General features: G+C 48.2%; 17 protein-coding genes. 9 read left to right on the top strand and 8 right to left on the bottom strand.

Features of this window, described 5'->3' with window-relative positions:
* Positions 1–38 precede the first annotated feature (38 nt).
* From asd to NE536_RS03495, 4 genes are all read left to right on the top strand, one after another.
* On the top strand, positions 39–917 hold the full coding sequence (gene asd, locus NE536_RS03510; protein WP_028761759.1) for an archaetidylserine decarboxylase: 879 nt from the start codon (positions 39–41) through the stop codon (positions 915–917).
* A 6-nt stretch (positions 918–923) separates the two neighbouring features.
* On the top strand, positions 924–1,805 hold the full coding sequence (locus tag NE536_RS03505; RefSeq protein ID WP_261271816.1) for a DMT family transporter: 882 nt from the start codon (positions 924–926) through the stop codon (positions 1,803–1,805).
* Positions 1,806–1,873: 68 nt separating this feature from the next.
* The gene (locus NE536_RS03500) at positions 1,874–5,077 is read left to right on the top strand and encodes a mechanosensitive ion channel domain-containing protein (protein ID WP_261271844.1); all 3,204 of its coding nucleotides are present in this window, start codon (positions 1,874–1,876) and stop codon (positions 5,075–5,077) included.
* A gap of 14 nt (positions 5,078–5,091) precedes the next feature.
* Positions 5,092–5,814: a glycerophosphodiester phosphodiesterase gene (locus NE536_RS03495; RefSeq protein ID WP_261271815.1), complete on the top strand. Its 723-nt coding sequence runs from the start codon at positions 5,092–5,094 to the stop codon at positions 5,812–5,814.
* A 20-nt stretch (positions 5,815–5,834) separates the two neighbouring features.
* Here NE536_RS03495 and NE536_RS03490 read toward each other — a convergent pair whose 3' ends face one another.
* Positions 5,835–6,167, bottom strand: a complete 333-nt coding sequence (locus NE536_RS03490) for a DUF3392 domain-containing protein (RefSeq protein WP_198555555.1) — start codon at positions 6,165–6,167, stop codon at positions 5,835–5,837.
* Between the two features lie 93 nt (positions 6,168–6,260).
* Here NE536_RS03490 and NE536_RS03485 point away from each other — a divergent pair, with 93 nt between their 5' ends.
* Complete coding sequence (locus NE536_RS03485; RefSeq protein ID WP_261271814.1) at positions 6,261–7,196, top strand: D-2-hydroxyacid dehydrogenase; 936 nt, start codon at positions 6,261–6,263, stop codon at positions 7,194–7,196.
* Between the two features lie 86 nt (positions 7,197–7,282).
* Here NE536_RS03485 and NE536_RS03480 read toward each other — a convergent pair whose 3' ends face one another.
* Positions 7,283–8,857 carry a methyl-accepting chemotaxis protein gene (locus NE536_RS03480; RefSeq protein ID WP_261271813.1) on the bottom strand — a complete coding sequence of 525 codons (1,575 nt, stop codon included), beginning with the start codon at positions 8,855–8,857 and terminating at the stop codon, positions 7,283–7,285.
* 263 nt (positions 8,858–9,120) lie between these two features.
* On the opposite strand from NE536_RS03480, the gene NE536_RS03475 reads away from it, so the two are divergent.
* Positions 9,121–9,312, top strand: a complete 192-nt coding sequence (locus NE536_RS03475) for a bacterioferritin-associated ferredoxin (RefSeq protein WP_006080031.1) — start codon at positions 9,121–9,123, stop codon at positions 9,310–9,312.
* 247 nt (positions 9,313–9,559) lie between these two features.
* Here NE536_RS03475 and NE536_RS03470 read toward each other — a convergent pair whose 3' ends face one another.
* Positions 9,560–10,216 carry a thiopurine S-methyltransferase gene (locus NE536_RS03470; protein ID WP_261271812.1) on the bottom strand — a complete coding sequence of 219 codons (657 nt, stop codon included), beginning with the start codon at positions 10,214–10,216 and terminating at the stop codon, positions 9,560–9,562.
* A gap of 102 nt (positions 10,217–10,318) precedes the next feature.
* Positions 10,319–10,660, bottom strand: a complete 342-nt coding sequence (locus NE536_RS03465) for a hypothetical protein (RefSeq protein ID WP_106651699.1) — start codon at positions 10,658–10,660, stop codon at positions 10,319–10,321.
* 249 nt (positions 10,661–10,909) lie between these two features.
* Between NE536_RS03465 and NE536_RS03460 the strand changes: the two genes are divergently transcribed.
* Positions 10,910–12,718 (top strand): protein kinase domain-containing protein, encoded by a 1,809-nt coding sequence (locus NE536_RS03460; RefSeq protein ID WP_259504346.1) that lies wholly within the window; start codon positions 10,910–10,912, stop codon positions 12,716–12,718.
* A 20-nt stretch (positions 12,719–12,738) separates the two neighbouring features.
* Here the strand turns inward: NE536_RS03460 and NE536_RS03455 are convergent, their stop codons facing one another.
* The 3 genes from NE536_RS03455 to NE536_RS03445 all read right to left on the bottom strand — a co-directional run bounded on the left by NE536_RS03455 (position 12,739) and on the right by NE536_RS03445 (position 20,593).
* The gene (locus NE536_RS03455) at positions 12,739–15,147 is read right to left on the bottom strand and encodes a zinc-dependent metalloprotease (protein WP_261271811.1); all 2,409 of its coding nucleotides are present in this window, start codon (positions 15,145–15,147) and stop codon (positions 12,739–12,741) included.
* Between the two features lie 120 nt (positions 15,148–15,267).
* Positions 15,268–18,984, bottom strand: a complete 3,717-nt coding sequence (locus NE536_RS03450) for a response regulator (protein ID WP_261271810.1) — start codon at positions 18,982–18,984, stop codon at positions 15,268–15,270.
* Between the two features lie 214 nt (positions 18,985–19,198).
* Positions 19,199–20,593 carry a PhoH family protein gene (locus tag NE536_RS03445; RefSeq protein ID WP_261271809.1) on the bottom strand — a complete coding sequence of 465 codons (1,395 nt, stop codon included), beginning with the start codon at positions 20,591–20,593 and terminating at the stop codon, positions 19,199–19,201.
* 405 nt (positions 20,594–20,998) lie between these two features.
* Between NE536_RS03445 and rapA the strand changes: the two genes are divergently transcribed.
* Positions 20,999–23,905, top strand: a complete 2,907-nt coding sequence (rapA, locus tag NE536_RS03440) for an RNA polymerase-associated protein RapA (RefSeq protein ID WP_261271808.1) — start codon at positions 20,999–21,001, stop codon at positions 23,903–23,905.
* Between the two features lie 257 nt (positions 23,906–24,162).
* The gene (locus NE536_RS03435; RefSeq protein WP_261271807.1) at positions 24,163–25,059 is read left to right on the top strand and encodes an alpha/beta hydrolase family protein; all 897 of its coding nucleotides are present in this window, start codon (positions 24,163–24,165) and stop codon (positions 25,057–25,059) included.
* Positions 25,060–25,094: 35 nt separating this feature from the next.
* Here NE536_RS03435 and NE536_RS03430 read toward each other — a convergent pair whose 3' ends face one another.
* Positions 25,095–25,901: a crotonase/enoyl-CoA hydratase family protein gene (locus NE536_RS03430; RefSeq protein ID WP_261271806.1), complete on the bottom strand. Its 807-nt coding sequence runs from the start codon at positions 25,899–25,901 to the stop codon at positions 25,095–25,097.
* Between the last annotated feature and the right edge of the window lie 80 nt (positions 25,902–25,981).

Below are 25,981 nucleotides of genomic sequence, written 5' to 3'. Positions count from 1 at the left end.
TCTCAGCAAAGATTGAGCAGTAAGAAAAGGAATTGAAATTGGATAAAGTCAAAATAGCGCTGCAGTACATGCTGCCAAAACACTTATTATCTCGTTTAGTGGGTAAACTCGCCGCCGCCGAAGCGGGCGCCTTGACCACTGCCGCTATCAAGTGGTTTATCAAACAATATAAAATCGACATGAGCGAAGCGGCGCAGAGCGAGCCTGAAGCTTATAAAAGCTTTAATGCCTTTTTTACCCGCGCCCTTAAACCCGGTATTCGTCCGTTAGATATGGACGCCGATATCATGGTGCATCCCGTCGATGGCGCCGTAAGCCAGTTAGGCCCAATCAAAAACGGTCGCATCTTCCAAGCTAAGGGTCACCACTATTCATCCTTAACCCTGCTTGGCGATCAAGCTGAAGATGCTAAACGCTTCGAAGGCGGTGATTTTGCGACTATCTATCTGGCGCCTAAAGACTATCACCGTATCCATATGCCGATTAAAGGCACGTTATCAAAAATGACCTATGTACCTGGCGAACTGTTTTCGGTAAATCCGTTAACGGCGAGACATGTACCCGGTCTCTTTGCCCGTAACGAACGTGTGGTGGCGATTTTCGAAACCGAATTAGGTCCATTAGCCATGGTATTAGTTGGCGCAACGATTGTTGCCAGTATAGAAACGGTCTGGGCAGGCACAGTCACGCCGCCGACAGGTAAGCAAGTCTTCACTTGGGAATATCCAACTCAAGGCCCAGATGCCATCACCTTAGACAAAGGTGAGGAAATGGGTCGCTTCAAGTTAGGCAGTACTGTAGTGATGTTGTTTGCTAAAGATGCTATCGCGACCTTTGCTGAAGGTGTCGAAGCCGAAGCAGTAACGCGTATGGGACAAGCCTTCGCTAACCTGAAAGACGTTAAGCAAGCGGATTAAGCTTTCTTGAGTTCTGCTAAATCTTCGGGATTAATTGAATTACATTTGGCTGTGCTGCTATTTGGCGGCACGGCTTTGTTTTCTAAATTAATCCCACTCAGCGCGCTGGACATCACCTTCCTACGCTGTATCGTCGCCGCCACTGTGTTAGGTTTGCTGGTCAAACTCAGCCGCAAACGGCTAACGCTGGCCAGCAAACAAGATTATCTGGTCGCCATCGGGCTTGGGGTGATCGTCAGTCTGCATTGGGTAACCTATTTTGCCGCCATGCAGCTCTCGTCGGTCGCCATTGGCATGATTGCATTTTTCACCTATCCGGTGATGACAGTGATTGCCGAGCCGTTGCTGACAGGCAGTAAAATAAAATTACTCGATATGATCAGCGGCGTGTTAGTGCTGATTGGGGTGATATTACTCATCCCTGAGGCCAATTTAGGTAACGACACTACGCTGGGCATTGCCATCGGCATAGTGTCCGCCATCTTGTTCACCGCCCGTAACTTATTGCACAAACGCTACTTTTCCCAGTACAGCGGCCCCCATGCCATGTTCTACCAAACCTTGGTCGCCGTGGTGTTCCTGTTGCCGTGGCACCAAACGGAATTGAACAGCATCTCACTCGAAGTGTGGGGATTGATTATTTTACTCGGTGTCGTCTTTACCGCCGCGCCCCATGCGCTATTCACTTCCGCACTGAGGCAACTCAGCGCCAAAACGGTTGGACTAGTCTCTTGCTTACAGCCCTTCTATGGCGCCATGTTAGCGCTGATTATTTTGGGTGAAGAGCTCAATCTCAACACCCTAATCGGCGGCACTATCATAGTCGCGACCGCCATCTTCGAAACCCATCAATCGCACCAGTCACAGCGGCGAAAAAAGAACGCCTGAAACATACCAATCTCAACGCAATTTGGCTAATATGGAGCGTCTTTCGCCCCTAAATGTCTTTAGCCCATATGCCACGTATTTTATTGTTCGTTATTGCTTTTTTCTCATTTTCCGTCCTAGCCAATTCGCCTTTGCAGTTGGACAAACGTCTTGGCATGAACAAGCAAGATCAGCAACAAAATCTCAGCATTGATGAACAAATTAACGACCTAAAAATTAACATAGAGAAGCTCGCCGCCAGTGCGACCAGTTTCCAACAAGCGCAGATCGATTTTGAACAACACAAGAAGCGCACCAATCAAGCACTGAAAGATGCCTATAAACCTCTATCACTGGAAAAAGGCACAGACCTCAGCCAGCAGGCTTCGATGGCCTATATTCGCTTGTCTGAACTTAAAGAAAGTGAATCGACCCTTGGCCGACAAGTTAACGATTTATTACAGCGCCACAATGACTTACCGACAGTGATTGCCAACGCGAGGCAAACAGTCGCCCAGAACAAAAAAACAGAACTCGCCCCGCTTGATACCCCTACGGGTGAGTTACAACAAACTCAACGACTCTTCTTTGAACAAAGCCTTGCGACCAATGAGGCCGAGCTTGCCAGCAGCCAAAAACGCATTGAACTGACGCAATTACAATTACAGCTAGTACGCCAACAACTGGTGCAGCAAGAAGCCTTGATTGAAACCATCAACAAGGCGATCAATAAACAACGTCAGCAACAAACCGATGCCACCCTAGCCAAAAACTTAGTCAACACGGACAAAGTCCTCGATCCCATTACCCGCAATATTGCCGACACTAACCAGATTTATGGCCAAAAACTGCAAACCTTAACCTTGCAGATCAATAATGTGGTCGAGCAGCAGGAACAGGCAGAAACCCAATATCAATCCCAAGCCAAACAGTTGGCGAACATCCAAGAACAGATCACTTGGGTCAAAATGAACTCCGCCTTTGGTGAGCGCTTTTTGCAGATGTTGCAATCATTGCCTAAGCCGCCGAACCACGAAAAACTGCAAACCCTGATCGCCGATGCGCGCTTAGACAGATACCATTTAGAGCAGCAACAAGCCCTCAATGAGCAAGAGTTAGAACAGCCCGGCTTATACAATGAGCAACAGATTAAACTACTGCACTCGCAGCAAAGTTTGATCTCGCAGTTGATGCAAAGCTATGACCAATACTTGAGTGAATTAGGCAAGTTGAAGGTCAACTATCAACAACTGAGCCAGCAACATCTCACCCTTAAAAATACCCTTAACGAGCATTTATTCTGGGTACCGAATGCTGCCAGTATCAGTAAATTATGGCTGACCGACCTTGAGCGCAGCGCGGTTTGGCTTGTGCAACAAGCACAGTGGGATGAACTGGGAAAAGCCTGGGAAGAGCAAAACGATTATTGGTCTTGGTGGATCATATTGCTAGTACTGTGTTTAGTCGTACAGGACTTAATCACGCCTAAATTCAATCGCTTGCTAAATCATTACACCACTTATGTGGGCAATGTGACCCAAGATAAATTTATTTACACCCTCAAAGCGCTCGTTTGCAGTATCTGCTATGCCTTGATAAAACCTTTCCCTGTGATCATGGCGGGATTAATTTTTTATCAATCCGATCGTAACTTTGTGCAAGCTGTGGGCATGGGCATACTGGCGATTGGTTTAGTCTACCTCTTGTATCGCTTCATCTTTATTCTCACGCTCGACAAAGGCGTGCTCGTGGGCCATTTCAAACGCCCCTCGAAACTCATCCAAGCGGGACAATCACGGCTCAGGCACTTTGTGCTGGTCGCTAGTCCATTATTGGGCTTAATGGGCTTTACCGAAGTGCTCGACACGTCACTGGTGCGCAACAGCATAGGCCGCGGTGCCTTTATTGTTTTCTGTATCGTTTTATTCTTGTTATACAAAGACATCTTAATTCTCAGCCGTAAAAACTCGGATGCGAAGAAAGACGGTAAAAACAAAAAACTCATTCAGAAGATCCTCTGGACCTTGTTGATATCTGTGCCACTGTTAAGTGCCGGATTAGCCTTTAGGGGTTACTACTTCACCGCCTTCCAAATGTTGTTACAACTGCAATTATCGATCGTGCTTGGTCTGGGTTTCTTACTCTTATACCAGTTGATCAAACGCTGGATGTTAATTGAACGCCGGCGTATCGCCTTCGATCGCGCCAAGGCAAAACGTGCAGAGCGCTTAGCACAAAGGGAAAAAGGTGAAACCCATCATCTTTCTACCGATGGGCTCGACACCTACGAAGAACCCGTGGTCGATCTCGAAACTATTTCGAGCCAATCCCTCGGTCTAGTGCGTTCGTTGTTGTTATTGGCCTTCTTAGCCAGCTTGATTGGTCTGTGGACTCAAACCCACACGGCGCTATTTTCCTTCCTCGACGGCATCACCCTGTGGACGACCAATACCAGCGTCAATGGCCTAGAACAACAACTGCCAATTACCATGAAGTCCTTGATGTTTGGGCTGATAGTGGTGGGTTTCTCGTTGATGATTGCCACCAATTTACCCGGCCTACTTGAGCTAATGATCCTGCAAAGGCTTGATCTCTCGCCCGGAACGGGGTTTGCGATCACCACCGTCAGTCGTTATCTGGTGGTTTTCCTCGGACTATTAATCGGCTTTTCTAATCTCGGGATGGAATGGTCTAAGCTTCAATGGCTGATTGCCGCACTGTCGCTCGGTTTAGGTTTTGGTTTACAAGAGATTTTCGCCAACTTTATTTCGGGTCTGATCATTTTATTTGAAAAGCCAGTGCGGATTGGCGACACAGTGACAATTCGCGATTTAACAGGAACCGTGAGTAAAATTCAAATTCGGGCGACAACGATTATCGATTGGGATAGAAAGGAAATCATCATACCGAACAAGGCCTTTATCACAGAGCAGCTGATCAACTGGTCGTTGTCAGATCCTATTACGCGGGTCATTGTTTATGTGTCGGTGGCGCGGGATTCAGACCCTGCCAAAGTCGAAGCGACGCTGTATCAAGCGGTGCAAGAATGTGAAGATGCACTTGCCAGCCCAGAACCTGAAGTCTGGTTTGCCGGCTTTGGTAAACATACCCAAGATTATGAAGTGCGCGCCTATGCGAAAGATATGTCGGCACGTTGGCCACTGCGCCATGATTTACATAAACGAGTGACTAAAAAACTCAAAGAAAACAATCTCGAACTCGCCTATCCGCAGATGGAAATCCATATTAAGAATAGTCAAAGTCGAGAGCAACAAGGCATTATTAGAAGCTAATAGGATCGCAGAACATGCTTATTTTTGCTCACCGTGGCGCCAGCGGTTATCAGGCCGAAAATACCTTAGCCGCCATGGCTAAAGCGTTAGAATTGGGTGCACAAGCCGTCGAACTCGATGTGCATAATGTCGAAGGTGAGTTAGTCGTGTTTCATGACCGAAGGCTTGATAATAAAAGCTCGGGCACGGGCGTCATTCACTTAGCGACCAAGGACTATCTGGCGAGTATCAATGTGAAAGGCGAACCCATACCAACGCTATGGCAAGTACTTGAGCTGATTGCGGGGCGCTGCATAGTCAATATTGAATTAAAAGGCATTAATACCGTCACGACGTTAATCGATTTATATCCAAAGGCTATGAGTCAGCTTGGGTTTACCAAGGAGCAGTTACTGATTTCCTCCTTTAACCACCCGTATCTGCGCGAACTTAAACAAGCTTTGCCCGAAGCTTTCGTCGCGCCGCTGCTTGCCAGTATTCCACTCGATGGGGCTGGCGTGGTAAGCGACCTTAATGCCTATTCATTACATTTAGATGTGAGTTTTATCAGCCAAGCACTAGTAGATGACGCCCATAACCGAGGTGCCAAGGTTTATGTTTATACTGTCGACCATTGCGATGATATTCATGCACTTAAGCAAATGGGCGTCGATGGCGTGTTTAGCAATTATCCCGACCGCGCCATGCAAGCCTTAACTCAAATGACAACGGCCGATTACTCTGGTTACTTCGAATAACGACAAGCTTGATATCGATATTAGACTTGGTTATTTCGCTGAGCCCAATAGCCGATAAAAATGAACACGGCCACTATCAGTAAAAACATCCAATGGGATGGCATAGCCACTATATGCCTTGCCACCCAAGGCGTGGTTTTTACAATCAATAAGCCATAACCGAAGGCATTCACAATAATAAAAACAAATGTCCGTAGCACAAAAGATTGCCCCAACAAATGACGCCTTAAGAGACGATTGACATCCGCTGAAAAAACCAAAATAAGACACACCACCATAGCGGTAGCAATATCAAAAGCCCAAGGGCGAAGCATGTTCCCCAATTGGGCAATAAGGGCGATTAACTGATCCATAATGACTCAACCTAAAAAGATGCGACGCAATCCCTCGAAGTGACGCGACAGCACATTGAAAAATAACAATAACTAAGCATAAAGGGAGACGCTATGGGGCACAAGTTACTCTTGCTAACGAAGGCAAATCAGCAGTACCGCGACTTGATTGAGGCGCAGAAGCTCCCTGATTTAGAGATACTCGATGATAATCCAGCGAGCATAATTGAAGCGGATATTTGGTTAGCCGAACCTAAACTTGCCGCGCCCCTATTACCCCATGCTAAAAATCTGCAATGGTTACAATCAAGCTTTGCAGGCATAGATGCCCTGATGAGCCCAAGGGGCAGAAAAGACTATCAACTCACGAATATTAAAGACATTTTCGGCCCGTTGATGAGTGAGTTTGTGTTCGGTTATTTACTCGCGCATATTCGTGGTCATGATTTTTATCGCCAGCAGCAACAGCAAAAACAGTGGCAAGTTCAACTCCCCATACGTCACACAAGTTTACAGGGAATGCGATTACTCTTACTCGGTACTGGCTCAATCGCCCAGCATCTAGCGCAAACCGCAAAACACTTTGGCATGCATGTTACTGGTATCAATAGCAGCGGTAATGCCGTAGAAGGTTTTGATGCCATTGAAGTGATGGCCAATTTGGGCCAGACGTTGATGCAAGCCGATGTGGTGGTGAATTTACTGCCCAGCACTCCGGCAACCCAAAGCCTGCTTAACGCTGATACCTTAGGCAAGCTAAAAGATGATGCAGTGCTGTTTAACGTTGGCCGCGGTGATGCACTCGATCTCGATGCGCTTAATGTCCTGCTTATCGCTAAACCTGCCCAACAAGCGGTTTTGGATGTTTTTGCTCAAGAACCTTTGCCCAATAGCCATCCCATTTGGGAACGGGAAAATGCCATCATCACGCCGCATATTTCAGCGCCAAGCCATCCTGCACAAATCGTCGAGATTTTTAGCCAAAACTATCACCGCTACATTAGCGGTGAGCCACTGCAGAATCGAATCGACTTTAGTAAGGGCTATTGAGTTAGCGCTCAGGAATTGATGCAGAGAGCAGAAAAAGCAAAGGCAATAGTCAGACTATTGCCTTATTTATCTTAAGTTTTAGACAGTTAAATCCTAAAGCTGCGCTTTAAAAATTGCTCAACCAATACCGAGTGTGAATCCATTTCGTGAGTCACTTCATCATTCAAGCCGACCATTTCACTGCCGAGTTGATGGCTAGAATGGGTAAATTGCGACACATTTACCACGCTGCGATTCATCTCATTTGCCACACTCGATTGCTCTTCAACCGCGCTGGCAATATGGTGCGTCATATCGGTAATGGTCGAAATGGCCTCACGGATTGTGCGTAAGGCTGCGCCCGCAAGATCCGCTGTTGAAATACAGTCGGCAGCGGCAACCACTCCTTGCTGCATGCTGACCACAGCTTTGTTGGTCCCCTGCTGCAACAGGTTAATCATGCTTTGGATTTCTTTGGTGGCATCGTGAGTACGTTGTGCCAGCGCCCGCACTTCGTCAGCAACGACAGCGAAGCCACGACCTTGCTCACCCGCTCGAGCCGCTTCAATCGCGGCATTCAATGCCAGCAAATTCGTCTGACCCGCAATACTCTGAATCACATCGAGTACTGTGCCAATATCTTTACTGTGGGCTTCTAACTCAGTAATCACCTTTGATGTTTGTTGCAGCTGCTCCGCCATAGCTTGAATCGAGCTAATGGTGCTCGACACCGTTTTATCGCCATTGATGGTTTCAGCGGATGCCATTTGCGAGGCACTGGCTGCATCAGCACAATTGGAGGACATATCGCCTAATGTGGCGGTCATTTCCTGCATCGCCGTAGCGACTTGTTCTATTTCAGACAGTTGAGCCTGACTGGTACTCTGGATTTGTTTGCCCTTGGCAGCAGAAATTTTGGCCTGTTCTGACACGTTATAACAGGAATCCGATGCACGCCCCAGAATCGACTTAAGCTCAGAATTCTGCATTTGCAGCGCTAAATCAATCGCGCCAAGATCATCAGAGTTTCCACTGTAAATATGTGCCATCAAAGGGTTATCGTAGATATGCTTTGCCTTAGCCACGATAGCATAATAACGACTCAGCACCAGATTACCGCCCACCAGCAATACCAGAATGCTAATCGCAAGGGCAATAAAGCCCATTAAGCCAATTTGCAAAGCAAGGTAAAGCATCGGCAGCATGGCAAGTAATGCTAATAACAGCAATTTGGTGGGCATGCTCACTGTACGTTTTAACGCGCTGACGCTGCCATTTTTGTTCAATTCTGCATAAGCCGTTTCTGCACGCTTAACCTGCTCGCGGGTGGGTTTAGTGCGTACAGATTGAAACTCGACGACTTTGCCATTAACTGAAATCGGTGAGACATAGGCATCGACCCAATAGTGATCGCCATTGGCGCAGCGGTTTTTCACTATCCCTTTCCAAGGCTCGCCTTTTTTGATGCAGCGCCACAGATCCTCAAACGCTTGCGGAGGCATATCAGGATGACGCACCATGTTATGGGGCTTACCCAACATAGCATCGAGTTCATAACCGGCAACGGTACAAAAGGATTGGTTGGCGTAGGTGATATGACTTTGAGTGTCCGTGGTCGACAATAAAATCCAATCCGCTGGATAATCATATTCTCGCTGTGTAACTGGTAGATTTGTTCTCATGAAACCTTATGGATCTTTGATTAGTTCTTTGATTATTCATCCCTGAGCTATCCATCCGTGAGGCATCATCACCCTGACTCTGTATTCCTGAACCTACTTCTAAAATTGCCAAGCAATTTAATGCTAAAACACATCTAGCATAGACGATAAAATGTGCGCCATGTAACAGAAACGTTAAAAGCATAAAAATCACCCAAAAAACATGATTGCATTTGATAAGCGTTTTCATTTAGAATTAGCGCAATGCTTTTGGAGACTAATATATGTACGTTTGTCTTTGCCATGCGATCACCGATACGCAAATTAAAAATGCCGTAAGCCAGGGCGATAGCTCGCTTGCTGACGTGAAAAAGCGCTTAGGTGTTGCCGATCAATGTGGCAAGTGTGCAAGAATGGCGGTACAGATCATCCAGAATCAATTAGAGCGTGAGCCTAATTATTATGAAGTCGCGTAAATTAAATCGCGAATAGGGTGGTAAGGGGAACTCGCTAACGAACACACTTACGACAAGCTAACACCACGCTGACTCAAGCAAACTCAATCCAAAAAGTCCCGCGACAACAAAGCTTTCTATCCGTCACTTCGTCTTAAATAATCTTGCCAGTTTAGACTTTAGATATGATGTTTTAATGACAAGTCCCCACTGAACTCTAATACTACTGATCATTCAATGGGGTTACAGATCCACTTTCGAGTCAATCCTACTTACGTTTCAACAAATAGGCGGCTTCATTAAGCCAAGGCACGACTTTTTTAATAAAGCGGGGATTGTCGGCTAACACATCTTGGGAGGCTAATACTTCAATGTCAAAGTCATCACTCAGATGCTGCTCAACCCAAGTTGGGGATACGGCGAAAGGTGGACCAATTAAGGCTTCCTGCGGATAATCTAAGGTCACTAATAAGCCGACACTGCCGCTAGGTAACAAGCTCGCTAGCTGCTTGGCATATTGTGCACGCATGCTCTCTGGCCAAGCGATCAACGCGGCGCGATCATAAAAAGCAGTCACCGCTTGGGTGATAGTCTTAGGCAGAGTGAAAATATCACCTTGATACAAACTGATCTGCTCAGTGTGATAATGCTGATGCTCACCCACGGTCGTTTGTGTCATCTCGAGTTGGTTATCGCTGAAAAATTGCTGCACCGCCAATTCATTCAACTCACAACCTATGACCTGATGCCCTTGTTCGGCCAAGAAACACATGTCTAGCGACTTGCCGCATAAGGGCACAAAAACCTGTGTATCTGCGGGTAATCCAAGTTTCTGCCAATACTTAACGAGGAAAGGATTGATGTCTTGCTGATGAAAACCTATTTGTTGCTGGTGCCACTTTTCATGCCAAAAACCGGGTTCCATGGGTGTACCTCTATTCGCTAAAGTTGTCCTTACTCTAATGACATTTTAAAGCGGATGCAAAGCTCCCTGCCATTCGACAAACTCAGCAATGTAAAGACTCACTTACTGATCTAACGTGGCTTGCACTTTACGCAGCCAAACACAGTTATCACACTGACATTGACGGCGTGATAAATGGTGCGGGCTTAACGATGAGTCGATAAAATCCACAGCGATCAACAACTGCTGTTTTAACTCGGCAATCGATTTTTCGTTCACGGCCACCAGCTCGTCGTTCTGGTTCATCCAGATACATTCCATGCCCTGATGACAAGTTAAACATTGCTCGTCGCTATCATTAAAAAATACCGCATGTGGGCAATGGGTCACTTCCATTGACTGCAAAATTCGCTTACGCGGATATTCCAATAGCTCGATCAACAAGGCTTTATATTGGGTGGGCATATGCCCTCCTTAGCTGCACTTTGTCTGTTGGTTAATTAACAAAAACTGATTCCATCTCATGTCCCAAAGATTACCTATAGTCGCGAGGATTTAACTTGATGTAAGTCAAAGTCAGTGACGAAATGATGGTATAGGTAAGCCGCGCCTGACGCTGATCACTAATGCCGCTCTGAATCCTAAAATAAAGCCAGCCGCTATTTGATTATCGCCCCCGCTTACTGGTTAAATGAACAAAACAAGGAGCACAATTTGCAAACACCTCAGCTGCAGCATTTTTATATTTCTGAAGAGCAATCCATTTACTTGCTCAAAGCCAATGATGCCCGTAAACACAAGGCGTGGATCCGCCTCTGTAAGCAACAGCTGAGCAAATTAGGTTATACCGATATCGAATTGGTCGGCAAAGGTGCCTACGGTTTCGTGTTTGCGGGTATCAATCAAGCGGGCGATGCCCATGTGTTTAAGTTCTCGCGGATTAATCTGCCACAACACATTCAAGATAGGCTCGAAGAAGAAGCCTTTATGCTGTCCTTACTCAAGCATCCCAATGTGCCGGGCGCGATCAAATTTGAGCGAGTCGGCAAACAAGGCATACTCGTGATGGAACGAGCAAAAGGAGAAGATCTCGACCAACTTTGCCGCCGCATGGGCGCCCTACCGACCGCTATGGTCATGAGCATCGCCCGCCAACTCGCCGATATCTTGTATTACCTGCGCACGGGCAAGCCTTTAGTGCACGGCGATATCAAACCTTCTAATCTGGTTTACGACATTGGACAACAACACTTATCGTTGATCGATTGGGGATCGGCGGTGTTTGCCCAGCGGGATGAACATAATAAGCCGGTCGAAGACAATGTGATGGCGTTAATGTCGAGCGATCAACAACATACCAACGCACGTATGGGCGATGTGTACTTTATCGGCGAAGAACAACTCAATGGGGCACTCTCCAGCCCGCGCTTTGACGAACAAGGCGTTGCTGCAACTCTGTATGCTCTTGCCTCAGGCCAAGCAAGCCGCTTCGGTGCACAAGTTATCTCGCCCACCAGCATTGGCTTACCAATGGAATTAGCCCGCACCTTAGAGGGCATGCTCAGCACAGATCCTGAGCAGCGCAACATTGCTGGCGATTACTTTTTGAAAAGTATGCGCCACAGCCACAGACTGCATTTACCAGAACTGCCCAAAGCTGAGTTACAGGGTGAAATTCCTGTGTGGGTGCAATCCCGCGACAAAGATGTTGAAACCGTCAGTTACAGTTCGCGTAAGTCCTTTTTGAAGGAACATAACGCCCAAGAGCCTATCGCTAAGATGGATGATATTCAGCTCGAAAAATATTACCGCAACTTCCTCGCGGGCATGGGAGACACCGAAAAAGGTTTTATCGCCGCCGTGGGTCGGTTAGCGCAATATCCGATCGTGGGCGGTCTCGCGATCCACTGGCAAGAAACCGGCGTGTTTATCGACTCCAATCTTGCGATTTACGATGCAAAACAAAAAAGTGCCTTAATTATTGCGGTCAACAATATGGTAGATCTGGCGCGGGGAATTAAACGTATCGGGGTGTTTAAGGCCTGTTTCTTTAACGCCAAAGACACGCTGCATATCGAGCGAACAGATATCAGCGAGCCGTTTGTTGCCAGCGCCGATCTGCAATTGCCCTTTGAAGTCGGTGATGTGCCCACCTTAGAAGATAAGTCACGGTTACACTCTTACTTTGAAGACGGCAAAGATCCCGACGAAAACCTCGAATTGCCGGTGGAGATCATGGAAGAATTAGCCCGCATCAACCAAATTCACCACACAGGCTGCATCATTTTTGAGGCGCTGCCGAATCACTTAAAGATCCACAGTTACTTGAAGCTGCTCAACCCACGTAAGCAGGCGGCATTTCGCGCCAGTCTCGATCGCATCTTGCATCATGTCGGCAAAATCCAAGGCCACGGCGTGTCGGGCTTTATGAAACTGCCCTACAAAAACACCCGCCGCTTTACCCATCTAGAGCGTAAAGCCGATCACTTTTATCCGAAAAATCCAAAAGAAATAGGCGCCTAATGGCGCCTATATTCATCAGATTAAATCGGTGATCCCGGCGGTAAGCTTAACGGCTTAGGGATCAGCTTAACCTTAGCATCGGTTAAGCCCGCAGCCAGACCCTGTTGCAACCAAGTATAATGGGCCGCAAGACTTGCATTCGCTCGATTCGACTTCGCTTTCAATTGCTTAATCACAAACTGAGCGCGATCGTTGATCGCAGCCCTCACCTCTGGTGAGGTTTGAGGATTGTGCAGCGTTGCCAGCACTTCATCAATCACCACAGCGTTCACTCGCATCCACACGCCTTCGACCACCCCAAGCTTGTCCTCTTGATACAAGGTCGCCGCGAATAACTTATCCAGTAATGTCGTCACCGATAACTGCTCGCTATCCGCCATGGATGCTTGGCTGACACGATTCAAACGTTTAGGCATCAATAGCAAGCTCACGGTATAACGGCTAAATACTTCAGCCATACCGAGAGGATCGTTAATTGCGCCTAAACCTGAGTCGAAGGATTCCCGCGTAGCATGATAATTCCCCGCCTTTGGCACTAAACTGTCGAGCAAGGATTGCGGCACAGTTAAACTCGCCGCATCTAAGGTTTTAAGCAGTGCGTCTAAACCTGTTAACTGCAACTGCGGCGCAATATAGCTCCAGCGGCTGCCTTCACCTATGGATTGATAGTTATAGTCAGTGCCGCCAATAAACTTAGCAACCGCATCGATTTGATAACGCGTCAGCAAATAAATTGGCGCAAAGGCATCGGCTAGCTCGCCCAGTGGCTCATTGGGTAACAAGGCCGCACTGGAGAATCCCGCAATCGCCTTAGTGCGAATTTTGTCGAGCTTACCCAACTGGTCGATGGGATCGTCACCACTATCCCACAAACTGGCATAGGCCTGACTCGCATCCTTTTGGCGAGAATCGGCCTCACCGATATAACGTAAGCCACGTTTCGCCACATCGGCCAGTAAGTCGACTTGCAACGCTTGTTGGGTGCGAGCATCGCCTTGTTCGCTATAGCCATAGGCGATAGCAAAATCATCCCAAGGGCCAACACCTGTAGTGTAAGGCGCTGAAATATCAATATCATTGCCCTTTAGCTGGATTTTCGGATGGGGATAATCCATCACAGAGGCATCCTGATTGGTCGAAGCGGCAAAGTTATGATCAAGCCCTAAGGTATGGCCAACTTCATGGGCGGCCAGTTGGCGAATACGCGCCAGCGACAAGGCTGTCGCCGCTTTCTCGGCCGCCACTCTATCCTGCCAGCCTGCGGTTAAGCCTTTGGCAATCAAGTAATCCTGCCGCACACGCAAGCTGCCGAGCGTGACTTGACCCTTAATGATTTCACCGGTGCGTGGATCGGTCAGCGCGGCGCCATAGGACCAACCCCGCGTCGCCCTGTGCACCCATTGGATCATGTTGTAGCGAATATCCTGCGGATCGGCATCTACAGGTAATAACTCAACTTTAAAGCCGTTGATAAATCCGGCGCGAGTAAAAGCAGCCTCCCACCAGCGCGCGCCATCGAGCAAGGCAGACCGTATCGGCTCTGGCACACCGGGATCGAGATAATAAGTAATAGGTTTAACGACTTCGCTTGGCGCAGGGCCAGGATGCACTTTCTGTAAACGGTGGCGCAGGATAAAACGCTGCACTAAAGGTTGGTCAAAGGGCGTCGCATAGTCTTGATACTCATCTGACAAATAGCCGCTCATAGGGTGATAAGCCCGCGGCTGATAATCGGTATCGGGCAGCTCAACAAAGGAATAACGCATCCGCACCGACATTAAAGTGCCATCGGGTGTTACCTGTGCGACCTGTGTGCCTGCGACATCGCCTTTAAAGGTGAGTTGCACATCTACATCGGCGTTTTTCTCAAAGGATTTTATCCATTTGGGTAGGATGACAGAACGACTCAAATCGAGCCGATAATTGCCCTGCTCTGTTTGTTGCAATACGGAAGATACGCCGTGTAAATCATTGAGCACCAGATCGTTGACTGCCACCAGATCGGGCTTGCCCTCAATCACTTTGCCTTGCCATAGCACTGAATCGGCAAAGGCTTCTGCAACCGCTCTTTGCTCAGCGGCGTCAGTGGTATTCGCACGATATTGGGTATTGAGTTGCTTGAGTAAAATATAGGGGCCTTGGCGTTCAAACTGCACCATGCGGGTCTGACCCAGTTGGCCGCGATCGAGACCAAGGTCGTTCGAACCTACACCCTGCGGCAAACTAGTGACCAAGAGAAAAGGCTGATTTAAGCGATTGACCTCAAGGTACAACTCTCCCTGAGATTCCTCGTAATAGAGATTAAGAAACCCTTTCGCCTCTTGGCTTTGCTTAATAATCTTGGCACTAGGCGCGGCTGCTGCGACGGTAACGGTGGGAAATCCTAACAGCGCTATGGATAAGGCTAAGGCTAAACTTTGGGGTTTCATCTTTCCTCCTGATACGGCTGGCTGCGTTATTTACCTTAATAAGTTATCGATGAATCTTGATCTCAAGCGATTGATTTACAGTAAATAACGCGAGGCCATCACTGGCCCCGAGCAAATAAATTAACGATTCTGATGCTGGTTCTTATGTTTGATCCAGTGATTTAATGTTTCAAATAATTCATTGAGCACTATAGGTTTAGTGATGTGGGCATTCATCCCCGCCGCTAAACTTTTTTCCCTGTCGCCCGACATGGCATGGGCTGTCATGGCAATAATAGGCAGTTCATCGGCATTAAAACGCTCACGCAGTGCCTTTGCAGCGGTTAACCCGTCCATCACTGGCATTTGAATATCCATCAACACGGCATCAAACGGCCGCGAGTCTATGGTATCCAGCGCCACTTGACCATTGTCGGCCAGCACCACTTCATAGCCAGCGCTCTTAAGGAGTTCTGTGGCCACTTGCTGGTTGATAAAATTATCTTCCACCAGCAGCACTAAACCTGTGTGTTCTCCGTCTTCAACTTGGACTTCAACCATAGGCTGAACCACATTCAATCTCGGCTCATCGGCAAAAGCGGCAATAATCTCATCGAACAGGCTCGATGCCTTGAACGGTTTTTGCAGTACGGCAAACACATTGGCACTATCGACTTCATGCTGCAAGGGCTCTGCCGCATAGGCCGTCATCATGATAATCACAGGCCGTTTCGCTAAGCGGCCCTCGGCAACCATAGTGTCTATGGCGCTGACCACATCGCTGCCGTCCATTTCTGGCATCATCCAGTCGAGCAATAACAGATCGATTGGCGCCCGCGACAGTTTATAAAGCGCCTCGGCGCCACTGGCGGCGGTATCAACTTCGAAGTGGAAATCTCGCATCAAGGTCGAGTAAATTTGCAGTGCCGTTGGGTTATCGTCAACGACTAAGGTACGTAGACTATTGAGCTTTTCCGGCACGACCAAAGGCTCAATCTTAGCGGCTTCGGCAATCTCAAAGCTGATGGTAAAGCTAAAGGTACTGCCGACCCCAAGCTCACTCTGCACCTGCATCTTACCGCCCATCATAGATACCAGATGCTTACTGATCGATAAACCTAAACCTGTGCCACCGTATTTACGGGTGGTCGAACCGTCGGCTTGGGCGAAGGCATCGAACAGTTTTTCTTGCTGATCTTTGCTGATCCCAATACCGGTATCCCGCACCCAAAACTTCAAGGTAATCCGATGATCGCGCTCACCGACATCTTCACAGCCCAGCTCAATTTCGCCAGATTGGGTAAATTTCACCGCATTCGATAACAGGTTAATCAATACTTGACCTAAACGCAGCGGATCGCCTTTAAGCATGAGTCCCGCTGTCACAGGGGCATACAAGAGTAACTCAACGCCCTGCTCCTGTGCCTTGAGCGCATTGAGATCGAGGGCATGATCGAGCACTTTATCCAGCGGGAATGGCACCCGCTCAAGCTCCAACTTACCCGCCTCAATTTTAGAGAAGTCGAGAATATCGTTGATGATCCTCAGCAGCGATTGCGCCGAGAAACCGGCTTTTTCGAGGTAATCTTTCTGCTGCGCCGTTAACGAGGTGCGCTGCGCCAACTGCAACATACCGATAATGGCGTTCATCGGCGTGCGGATCTCATGGCTCATGTTGGCTAAGAATTCACTCTTGTAGAGGTTAGCTAATTCGGCATCTTGCTTGGCTTCTAAAAGCGCCACTTCGTTACTCTTATGGCGGGTAATATCCTTATGGGTACCGAGCATACGCTTAGGCTGACCTTCGGCGGTGAACTCCACCACACGGCCACGGGATAACACCCAGTGATAGCCGCCATTTTTACCTAACATACGGAATTCGATTTCGTAAGCGCCGACAGGGTCTGCTAAATATTGGGCACGGTATTCCTCGACGCGAATCCGATCGTCGGGGTGGGATAATTCATCAATCGTCGATACTAAAGCTGGGAATTCATTGGTTTTATAACCCAGCATAGAATAATACGCAGGGTTACAAATGATCTGTTCAGAGTCTAAATACCAATCCCACAGGCCATCCTCCACCGCATCCATAGCTAAGTGATAACGCTCTTCGGACAGGCGTAACTGTTCTGCGGATTCGTATTCCCGCGTCACATCACGCCACACAGCAATCAAGCCCTGCAGTTCACCGCGGCGATTATAAAAAGGCAGTTTAAGGGTATCGAGCAGCACAGGTTTGCCCGCTAGTTCGACCTTTTCTTGGTAGCGCAGCGGCGTGCGATCTTTTAGGACTTGTTCGTCTTCGGCGCGGATACGTATACCCATTTCAGGCGAGGTCAGATCCTCAGATGACAAACCTATCATCTCGCTCTCTGTGTAACCCAGCATGCGCTCAGCCGCCTTGTTACAACCTAAGTAGTTGCCTTCTTTGTCTTTAAAGACAATAGCTTCTGGGATTGAGTCAAGCAAAGAACGCAGTAGCGCATATTCGCGCTCACGCCGCTCTGTGGTGTCTTTTAAGCGTTCAGTACGCCGCGCCACTAGCTTATCGAGCCGCTTATTCTGCTCAGCCAGATGGTGGGTATATTGCTTGTTTTCCTCAAAAATCCGACTCACCAGCAAGAACCAAGGTTCCCAGCCGCGGGTGATTTTCTCCGGTGGCTTACGCGGCTCTTGCGAGCAACCCTCTAGGTGCGACAGTAGTCGCGAGGCAGGGCTTACAAAAGAGCGGCGCGTCTGCCAATGCACTATGGTCACCAACACAGACAGGGCGATCACCACCAAAATAAAGGTCAGCTGTAGTTTTTCCCACGAGTCTTGGAATAGGTCGTCTTCATCCTGCAAATACAGTAAACGCCAAGGCGCGTTATGCAGGGCAACCGAGTGGATGTAATAGCCGTTACGTATGATGCCATCATGGGCATCGAACAATTCCGACTCAGGTAAAGAATGCAGCTCAGAGGGAATACGTTGGCTGATGTGATAGACCCGATTAATGTCTGAGCTATCAAAATCGCTGTGGGATAAAATATTGTTCTGTTGGTCGAGCAAAATCACAGTGCCCGGCATCTTAAAGTAGACCCGAATTTGCCGCGCTAACGAGGCAAGCGTCATGTCCAAGTTGATTGAGCCAATGAATTCATCGTCCAAATAAACAGGCACACCTAAAGTGGTCAATAAACCTTTACCGGTGGAGTCCACATAGGCTTCGCTCCAAAACACACTGCGCTGCGGGTTCATGGCCGGGGTGGCATATTGGAACTGTTTCTTGTTGAGTAATTCGTCCCTAAATCGTTGATCGTCATTCGACCAAGGGAAATAGGACATAATCCTACGTTTCGACAGGTAATAAATTGCCGAGGCTTTCGGGGCGGCTTCTTTGGCGACGGGGAATGACAGTGACAACTCAAACAACATCTCAAGCTCTTGATAGAACTTGTCGCTGCGGCCATCGAGGGAACCTGCACCCGTGATCCTACCCATGTTGGTAAAAGGCTCACCGCTCTGGGCGTAGCTAGGTTCTAAGGTAAAATACTGGCCACTTTCGTTAAATTTACCGTATTGGGGTAAGCGCTCTTTACGGACGAGTTCGCCTAAGCGCAAATGATCCACGGCAACGTCACGTAAGCTTTTTACCGCTCTAATGCTCGACTCGAGTAACAAATCGATTTGCAGAACATGGCGCTGAACCTGTTCTTCACGCTGCTCCATCTGCTGGGCTTTTTGGCGGTCGAAAAACATCCATGCGGTCAACAAAGACATGACGATAACGCCGATGTACGTATAAAAAACGGCACGGTTGTAGTTCTTCTGGATCGGCGATTTTAGTTGCAGATCCGGCTCACTCGATTTCATCCACTACCCTTGATTGCAGCGCTTGATTTCAGCCAACGGCGGCAAAAGCTATGAGCTCCATATAGTAGCAGGAAGGAACTGCCAATCACATAAAATAATTGTCCGATAAAGGCTACTCATACCACTGATAAGTCGATTAAAAATCTACTACTCTATAAAACTAAGGCCTCAATATCTGAGGCCTTGTTATTACGCTAAATTAAACCGACTCTCTTTAGAGATGCTCTTCGGCGTATTCCGCTAAGCGTGAACGCACCACGCCATTTAGATACACGTTGGCGCTGCCTTCAAAGTCTTTAAAACGTTCAACAATATAGGTTAAACCTGAGGTCACTGCGGTTAAGTAGTTAGAGTCGATTTGCGCTAAGTTACCGCAGCAAATCAGTTTTGTGCCCTCGCCCATACGGGTGATCATGGTTTTGATCTGCGAGGCGGTGAGGTTTTGACATTCATCCAGTAGCACTATGGAGTTTTGGATCGAACGCCCGCGCATAAAGTTAATCGATTTAAACTGAATGTTAGCCTTCTCCATGATGTAGTTCATGCTGCCGGTGGGATTCACATCATTCTTATGTAGTACTTCGAGCGTATCGGTAATGGCGGCCAGCCAAGGCATCATCTTCTCCTCTTCCGTGCCGGGCAAGAAGCCGATAGATTCGGCGATTTCAGGGGTGTTACGGGTGACAATCACTTTGTCGTAGCGATTACGCTCGACCACCAGTTCCAACGCCGCGGCCATGGCGAGCAAGGTTTTACCGCAACCGGCGGGGCCAGTTAAGATCACCAGATCGATATCGGGATCGAGCAGCGCCTGTAGTGCCATACCTTGATAAACGTTTTTAGGTTTAACACCCCATGCCTCGAGGTTTTTCACCCGCTCACGGCCAAGATCTAAAATGTGCAGATGGGTGTCAGTGCGATCGGTAACACGGCCGCAAAAATCCGACTCCGTATCGATAAGGTATTGGTTAATGTAAAAATTATCATTTTCGAGATCTTTGAGCGGCACTTCATGCACTGTGTGTCTACCGTGACGCTCGGTGGAGACCTTATTCAAGTGTTCCCAAAAATTACCTTCGAACTGGTAAAAACCTTTGCTGAGGAAGCGAATATCATCGATCAACTGGTCGGTTCGATAATCCTCAACCAATTGAATACCCGCACCTTTGGCTTTAAGGCGCATATTGATATCTTTGGTGACTAGGACAACAGTACGGGGATGATGCAGATTTTGCAGATGTAGGGCGGTGTTGATGATGCGATTGTCGTTTCCATCTCCTGGCAGGGCGCCTAAGGTAAAATCGACAAGGTGGTCAGGAAAGATGGAGAGCGAACCGACCGCATCGGCATGACCCTCTCGGCTGGGCAAAGGGACACCATTGATAATCTGTTCTGGGGTAGTTTCACCGCCTAGGGTATCTTCCAATGCCCTAATGGCAACCCTAGCATCCCGACTCACATCACTCTTTCGATCTTTAATCTGGTCCAACTCTTCTAGCACTGTCATCGGAATGACCACATCGTGCTCTTTAAACGAATAGATCGCCAAAGGTTCATGTAGTAACACATTGGTATCCAGTACAAACAACTTTCTGTCGTCTTGTTCCATGGCGCCTCCAGAGTGCTTCATAAAAGTTTAAACACACTTTTGAGTCTCAATAAAAGTTACACGGCTCCTATTACTGGCAAAGCTTATGGCAAAAAATGATCATAAGGTTCAAGTTGATAGCACTTACTCACACTTAAACCTTAAATTGATATTGGCACCAAACTCACGAGATAACAATACAGCAACCATTGTTTACCATACAGACTCGAAGCAGTGTATAACCGCGGATGTGACATTAGCGTGACAATTTCATGTGTTGGCACGACAATTTTGTCGCTTGTACAATTTGTAATCTAGCACTCTGGGAATTAGGCTCTAACGGGTGAGAGGGCGATTTAAATATCACGAGTATTGGTATAACATACGCGCCCTTTGTTAGAGTCCGCCTAGAAATGAGAATTTAAGATGCCGTTCGCCTTAGGTCAACGTTGGATAAGTGATACCGAGTCAGAGCTTGGTTTAGGAACTGTGGTTCAAGTAGAAGGCCGTATGGTCACTGTTTTATTCCCTGCCACGGGTGAGAACCGTATGTTCTCCCGAGCAGAAGCCCCTCTGACACGCGTTATATACAATCCCGGCGATTCGGTTGAAAGCCATGAAGGCTGGAGCCTTGCGGTCAGCGAGTTGACCGAGAAAGATGGGATAGTGATCTATCACGGCATTCACAGTGAGACAGGCGAGCAAGTTACCCTGCGTGAAACCCTGCTGAACCACAATATTCGTTTCAATAAACCCCAAGACCGTTTATTCGCCGGCCAAATCGATCGCCTCGACCGTTTTGGTGTGCGCTATCAGTGCCAAATGTTGCGCCACAAATTGGCCTCATCGGATCTACTTGGCCTGCAAGGTCCACGCGTTGGACTTATTCCGCATCAAATGTGGATTGCCCATGAAGTCGGTCGTCGCTATGCACCGCGTGTACTGCTGGCCGACGAAGTGGGTTTAGGTAAAACCATTGAAGCGGGTCTGATTATTCACCAACAACTGCTGACTGGCCGCGCCGAACGCATTCTGATTATCGTGCCCGATACTTTGCGCCATCAGTGGTTAGTGGAAATGCTGCGCCGCTTTAACTTGCGCTTCTCGGTATTTGATGAAGATCGTTGCGTAGAAGCCTATGCCGATCACGACAATCCTTTCTACACAGAACAATTAGTAATTTGTTCACTCGAATTACTGCGTAAGAAAAAACGTCTTGATCAAGCCCTAGATGCCGATTGGGATCTGTTAGTGGTTGACGAAGCACACCACTTAGAATGGACCGAAGAAGCACCAAGCCGCGCTTATCAAGTGGTTGAAGCATTAAGCGAAGTGATCCCAGGCGTTTTACTGTTAACCGCAACGCCGGATCAACTTGGCCATGAAAGTCACTTCGCCCGTTTGCGCCTGCTCGATCCGGATCGTTTCTACGATTACGATGCCTTTCTAGCCGAAGAAGACAGCTATAAAGACGTCGCCATTGCCGCCGAAGCACTGGCTGGCAACGCTAAATTACCCGATACCGCTATCAACAGCTTGACCGAGTTACTGGGCGAGAAAGACATCAGCCCAAGTATTCGTTTAATCCAAGCCGAGGGTATTGATGCCGAAGTACAACAAGCTGCTCGCAGCGAATTACTGCAAGAATTACTCGACCGTCACGGTACTGGCCGCGTCTTATACCGCAACAGCCGCGCCTCAGTAAAAGGCTTCCCAAAGCGTTTCTTTAACGCTTACCCACACGCCATGCCAGATCAATATCAAACAGCCGCACGCGTCAGCGGCATGATGGGCGGACACAAGTCATTAGAGGCGAAAGCGGCGCAAGCCCTGAGTCCTGAAAAACTGTATCAAGAATTTGAAGATAACAGCGCCAGTTGGTGGAAGTTCGATCCCCGTGTGGATTGGTTAATTGAGTTCTTAAAATCACACCGCAGCAAAAAAGTGCTGATCATCGCCAGCCAAGCGGAAACCGCCCTGAGCTTAGAAGAAGCCCTGCGCACCCGCGAAGGGATTCAAGCGACGGTATTCCACGAAGGCATGTCGATTATCGAGCGCGATAAAGCCGGCGCTTACTTTGCTCAAGAGGAAGGCGGCGCACAGGCGTTGATCTGTTCTGAAATTGGTTCTGAAGGCCGTAACTTCCAGTTTGCCAGTCACTTAGTCCTGTTCGATCTGCCGCTAAACCCAGACCTATTGGAACAGCGCATCGGTCGTTTAGACCGTATCGGCCAGAAAAATGATATCCAAATTCACTTGCCGTACCTTGAAGACACCGCCCAAGAACGTTTGATGCAGTGGTATCACCAAGGGCTAAATGCCTTCGAACTGACTTGTCCGAGTGGCCACGTGCTTTACAGTGAATTTGCCGAAGATCTGTTAAACGTGCTTGTGGTTGATGACAGCGACGAGCTGACAAACCTGCTCAATCACACCCAGAGCCGTTATAAAGAACTCAAGCACGCCATGGAGCAAGGCCGCGACAAGCTGCTGGAAATCAACTCACACGGCGGCGAGAAGGCAATGGCTATCGTCCAGCGCCTCGCCCAGAATGATGGTGATACCCATTTGATCGGTTCAGTGATCCGTCTGTGGGATATTATCGGTGTTGATCAAGAAGATAAGGGTGAAAACTCGATCATTCTGCGCCCGAGTGAGCACATGATGTTCCCAACCTACCCTGGCTTGCCAGAAGATGGCGTGACGGTAACCTTCGACCGTGACACAGCGTTATCTCGCGATGATATTGCGCTGATCACCCAAGAGCATCCACTGGTGCAAACGGGGCTAGATCTGATCACAGGTTCAGAAACCGGCACCACCAGCGTCGCAATTCTGAAGAATAAAGCCCTGCCAGCAGGTACCTTATTCTTAGAACTCATCTACATGGCCGATGCTTCTGCACCTAAGTCGAGCCAGTTGTATCGTTATTTACCACCGACACCCATTCGCGTGTTGCTGGATAAAAATGGTAACGACCTGTCGGCTAAAGTGGATTACGCCAGTTTCGATAAGCAATTGAGCGCGGTGAATCGTCACATTGGCGGCAAGTTAGTCACCGCATCTCAGCCAATTCTGCATCCGTTATTTGCTAAGGGTGAGGAATATGCTCAAGTGGTTGTGGATGAAATGGTCGCCCAAGCCAGAGAGAAAATGACTCAGCAACTGAGCGCAGAGCTAAGTCGTTTAGAGTCACTCAAGGCGGTGAACCCCAATATCCGTGAGGAAGAATTGGAATACCTGCGCAATCAGATGCAAGAGTTAAACACTTATCTGGATGCCAGCCAGTTACAACTCGATGCGATCCGTATGGTGCTCGTTAGCCACGTATAGGCCCGAGCGAAACCACAGGTTTCCATCAATTAGCCCAGCCAAAGCGCTGGGCTTTTTTATGCCCTTTAGCTTTCGATTCAAAGTGGTTTTCTATAATAAGCGGCTTTTGATGCTCAGCGGCGTCACTTCAACTGACTTGGTTATCCGAAATGATGAGGCATGACCCTTTGGCGAGGAAAGTTCACTTTTTGGTAATTGTTCAGGTTATACTCAAGCACTGATGAATTTATGAGACTACACAGGTGGTTATCAATTCTATGGCACGCATTATTTCACTTCTCTTTTGCCTCCTACTTGGTTTCACTACCATCTCTTCCCGCGCGGCAGACCCAGCAACAGCTGCGCCAACGCCAGCCGAAGTCAGTGCTAAAAAATTAAATAACCGCTATTTACCCGAGAATGAAGTCAAACAAATCACCATAGACAATCAGCCCTACGATTTGTTAGTACGGCCATGGGAAGGGAAAAAGAAACTCGGTGCGGCAATCATTCTGCCCGCCACCAACGGCACAGCAGACGCGCCGGGACTAATGGCGTTTGTGCGCCGTAATATTAATCCTGCCGGTTGGGCCAGCTTAAGTTTAACTCCGCCAACTGAGCTGCCTGCGGCCAATTTTGCCACCGCCGCCACCGAAGTCACCTCGCCCGGCGCCGCGCAATTAAGTTCGCCGTCCAACAAACCTAGCCCTAAAATCAAGCCCGAAGATAACAGCAAACATCTGCAAGAGCAGGAAGACTTTCTGGTCCAAAGCATGTCGCAATTAGATGCGGTCGGCGCAGATTATGTGGGCAAACGCATTTTGATCACCGCCGACCAAAGCGCAGGATTATTGATTAGCCTATTAAGCCAAAAGAAGATTGCCGATCCCGATGTGCTGATCGTCATCAATCCCTATCGTGAGGATGAAAAGCTCAACCAAGCACTCGCGGAGCAACTGGCGAAACTCACGCTGCCGATTTTAGATATCCAATCGCCGGACGGTCATCCCGCCTCATTAGAAACGGCCGCGAATCGTAAGATTTTAGCCGTGACCTTAAAAAGCCCTAACTACCGCCAAACCAGCTTAGCGCTCAATTTAGATAACGAGAGCGCATGGCAGAATTGCTTAAATGCGATTAAAGGCTTTTCTGCCCGCATGAGCGGCGCGCAGTAACAAGGGCGATTCAAGCTAATTCAGACAAAATAGCATTACCAGCCCGACTGACGATCTTGGTAAGGTTTCTGCGGATCTTTCAGCTGACGCGCCGCCGCTATCTTGCAATTTTTGCCTAACAATAACCGAATCTGACTAATCGACTCACGGCAAAGCAAGCTCCGCACCGATGCCGTCCAACTGCGGTTAATGCTGAGTTTGATGGCCGCTGCTGCATCCGGTGAGGTTTGCATCAGTTGCTGTGCCAATTGTTGAGCCGCTTCCATCGGCGTCTCGCTCACTTGGGTCACGAGTCCTAAGGTCAGCGCTTCATTGCTCTCAAGCACTTTTGCCGTCAGGCTCAGCAGCATGGCTTGATCCTTAGGCATGATTTGCCTTAACGCGACCAACCCCGCCATATCAGGCACGAGTCCCCATTTTGCCTCCATGATCGATAACTTACAGTCATGGCTAGCGATGCGCACATCTGCGCCCAAGGCGATTTGCATACCGCCGCCATAGCAACAGCCTTCAAGTACGGCAATCACAGGTACGGGCAAGTTTTGCCAACCTAATGACACCCGCTGGGCTAAGTTCGCATTCCCCGGTAAGCCCTTAAACAGTAATTTTACCGCCTGCATGGGTGCCGACATCACGCTTTTGACATCGAGCCCAGAGCTAAAATGGCCACCCGCCCCCGAGAGGATCACCGCTCGCACCCCACGATTGGATTTGATATTTTTAATCGCACGGTCGAGCTCACTAAACATTAAATAATTAATCGCATTCATTTTTTCAGGACGATTAAGCAACACATAGGCGATGCCATCATCGATTTTGACTTGTACACTTTGGCCACTCATGAAATATTCCGTTACTGGTCAGTCCAGAATAAATGTTAACACGTTTGGAATAATTCACTAAAAGATATAACATAAGCCTG

It is taken from the genome of Shewanella septentrionalis (assembly GCF_025370265.1).
Classification (GTDB): Bacteria; Pseudomonadota; Gammaproteobacteria; order Enterobacterales; family Shewanellaceae; genus Shewanella; species Shewanella hafniensis.
Note: the sequence above shows the minus strand (reverse complement) of the source record. Positions and strands in the feature narration are given on the sequence as shown.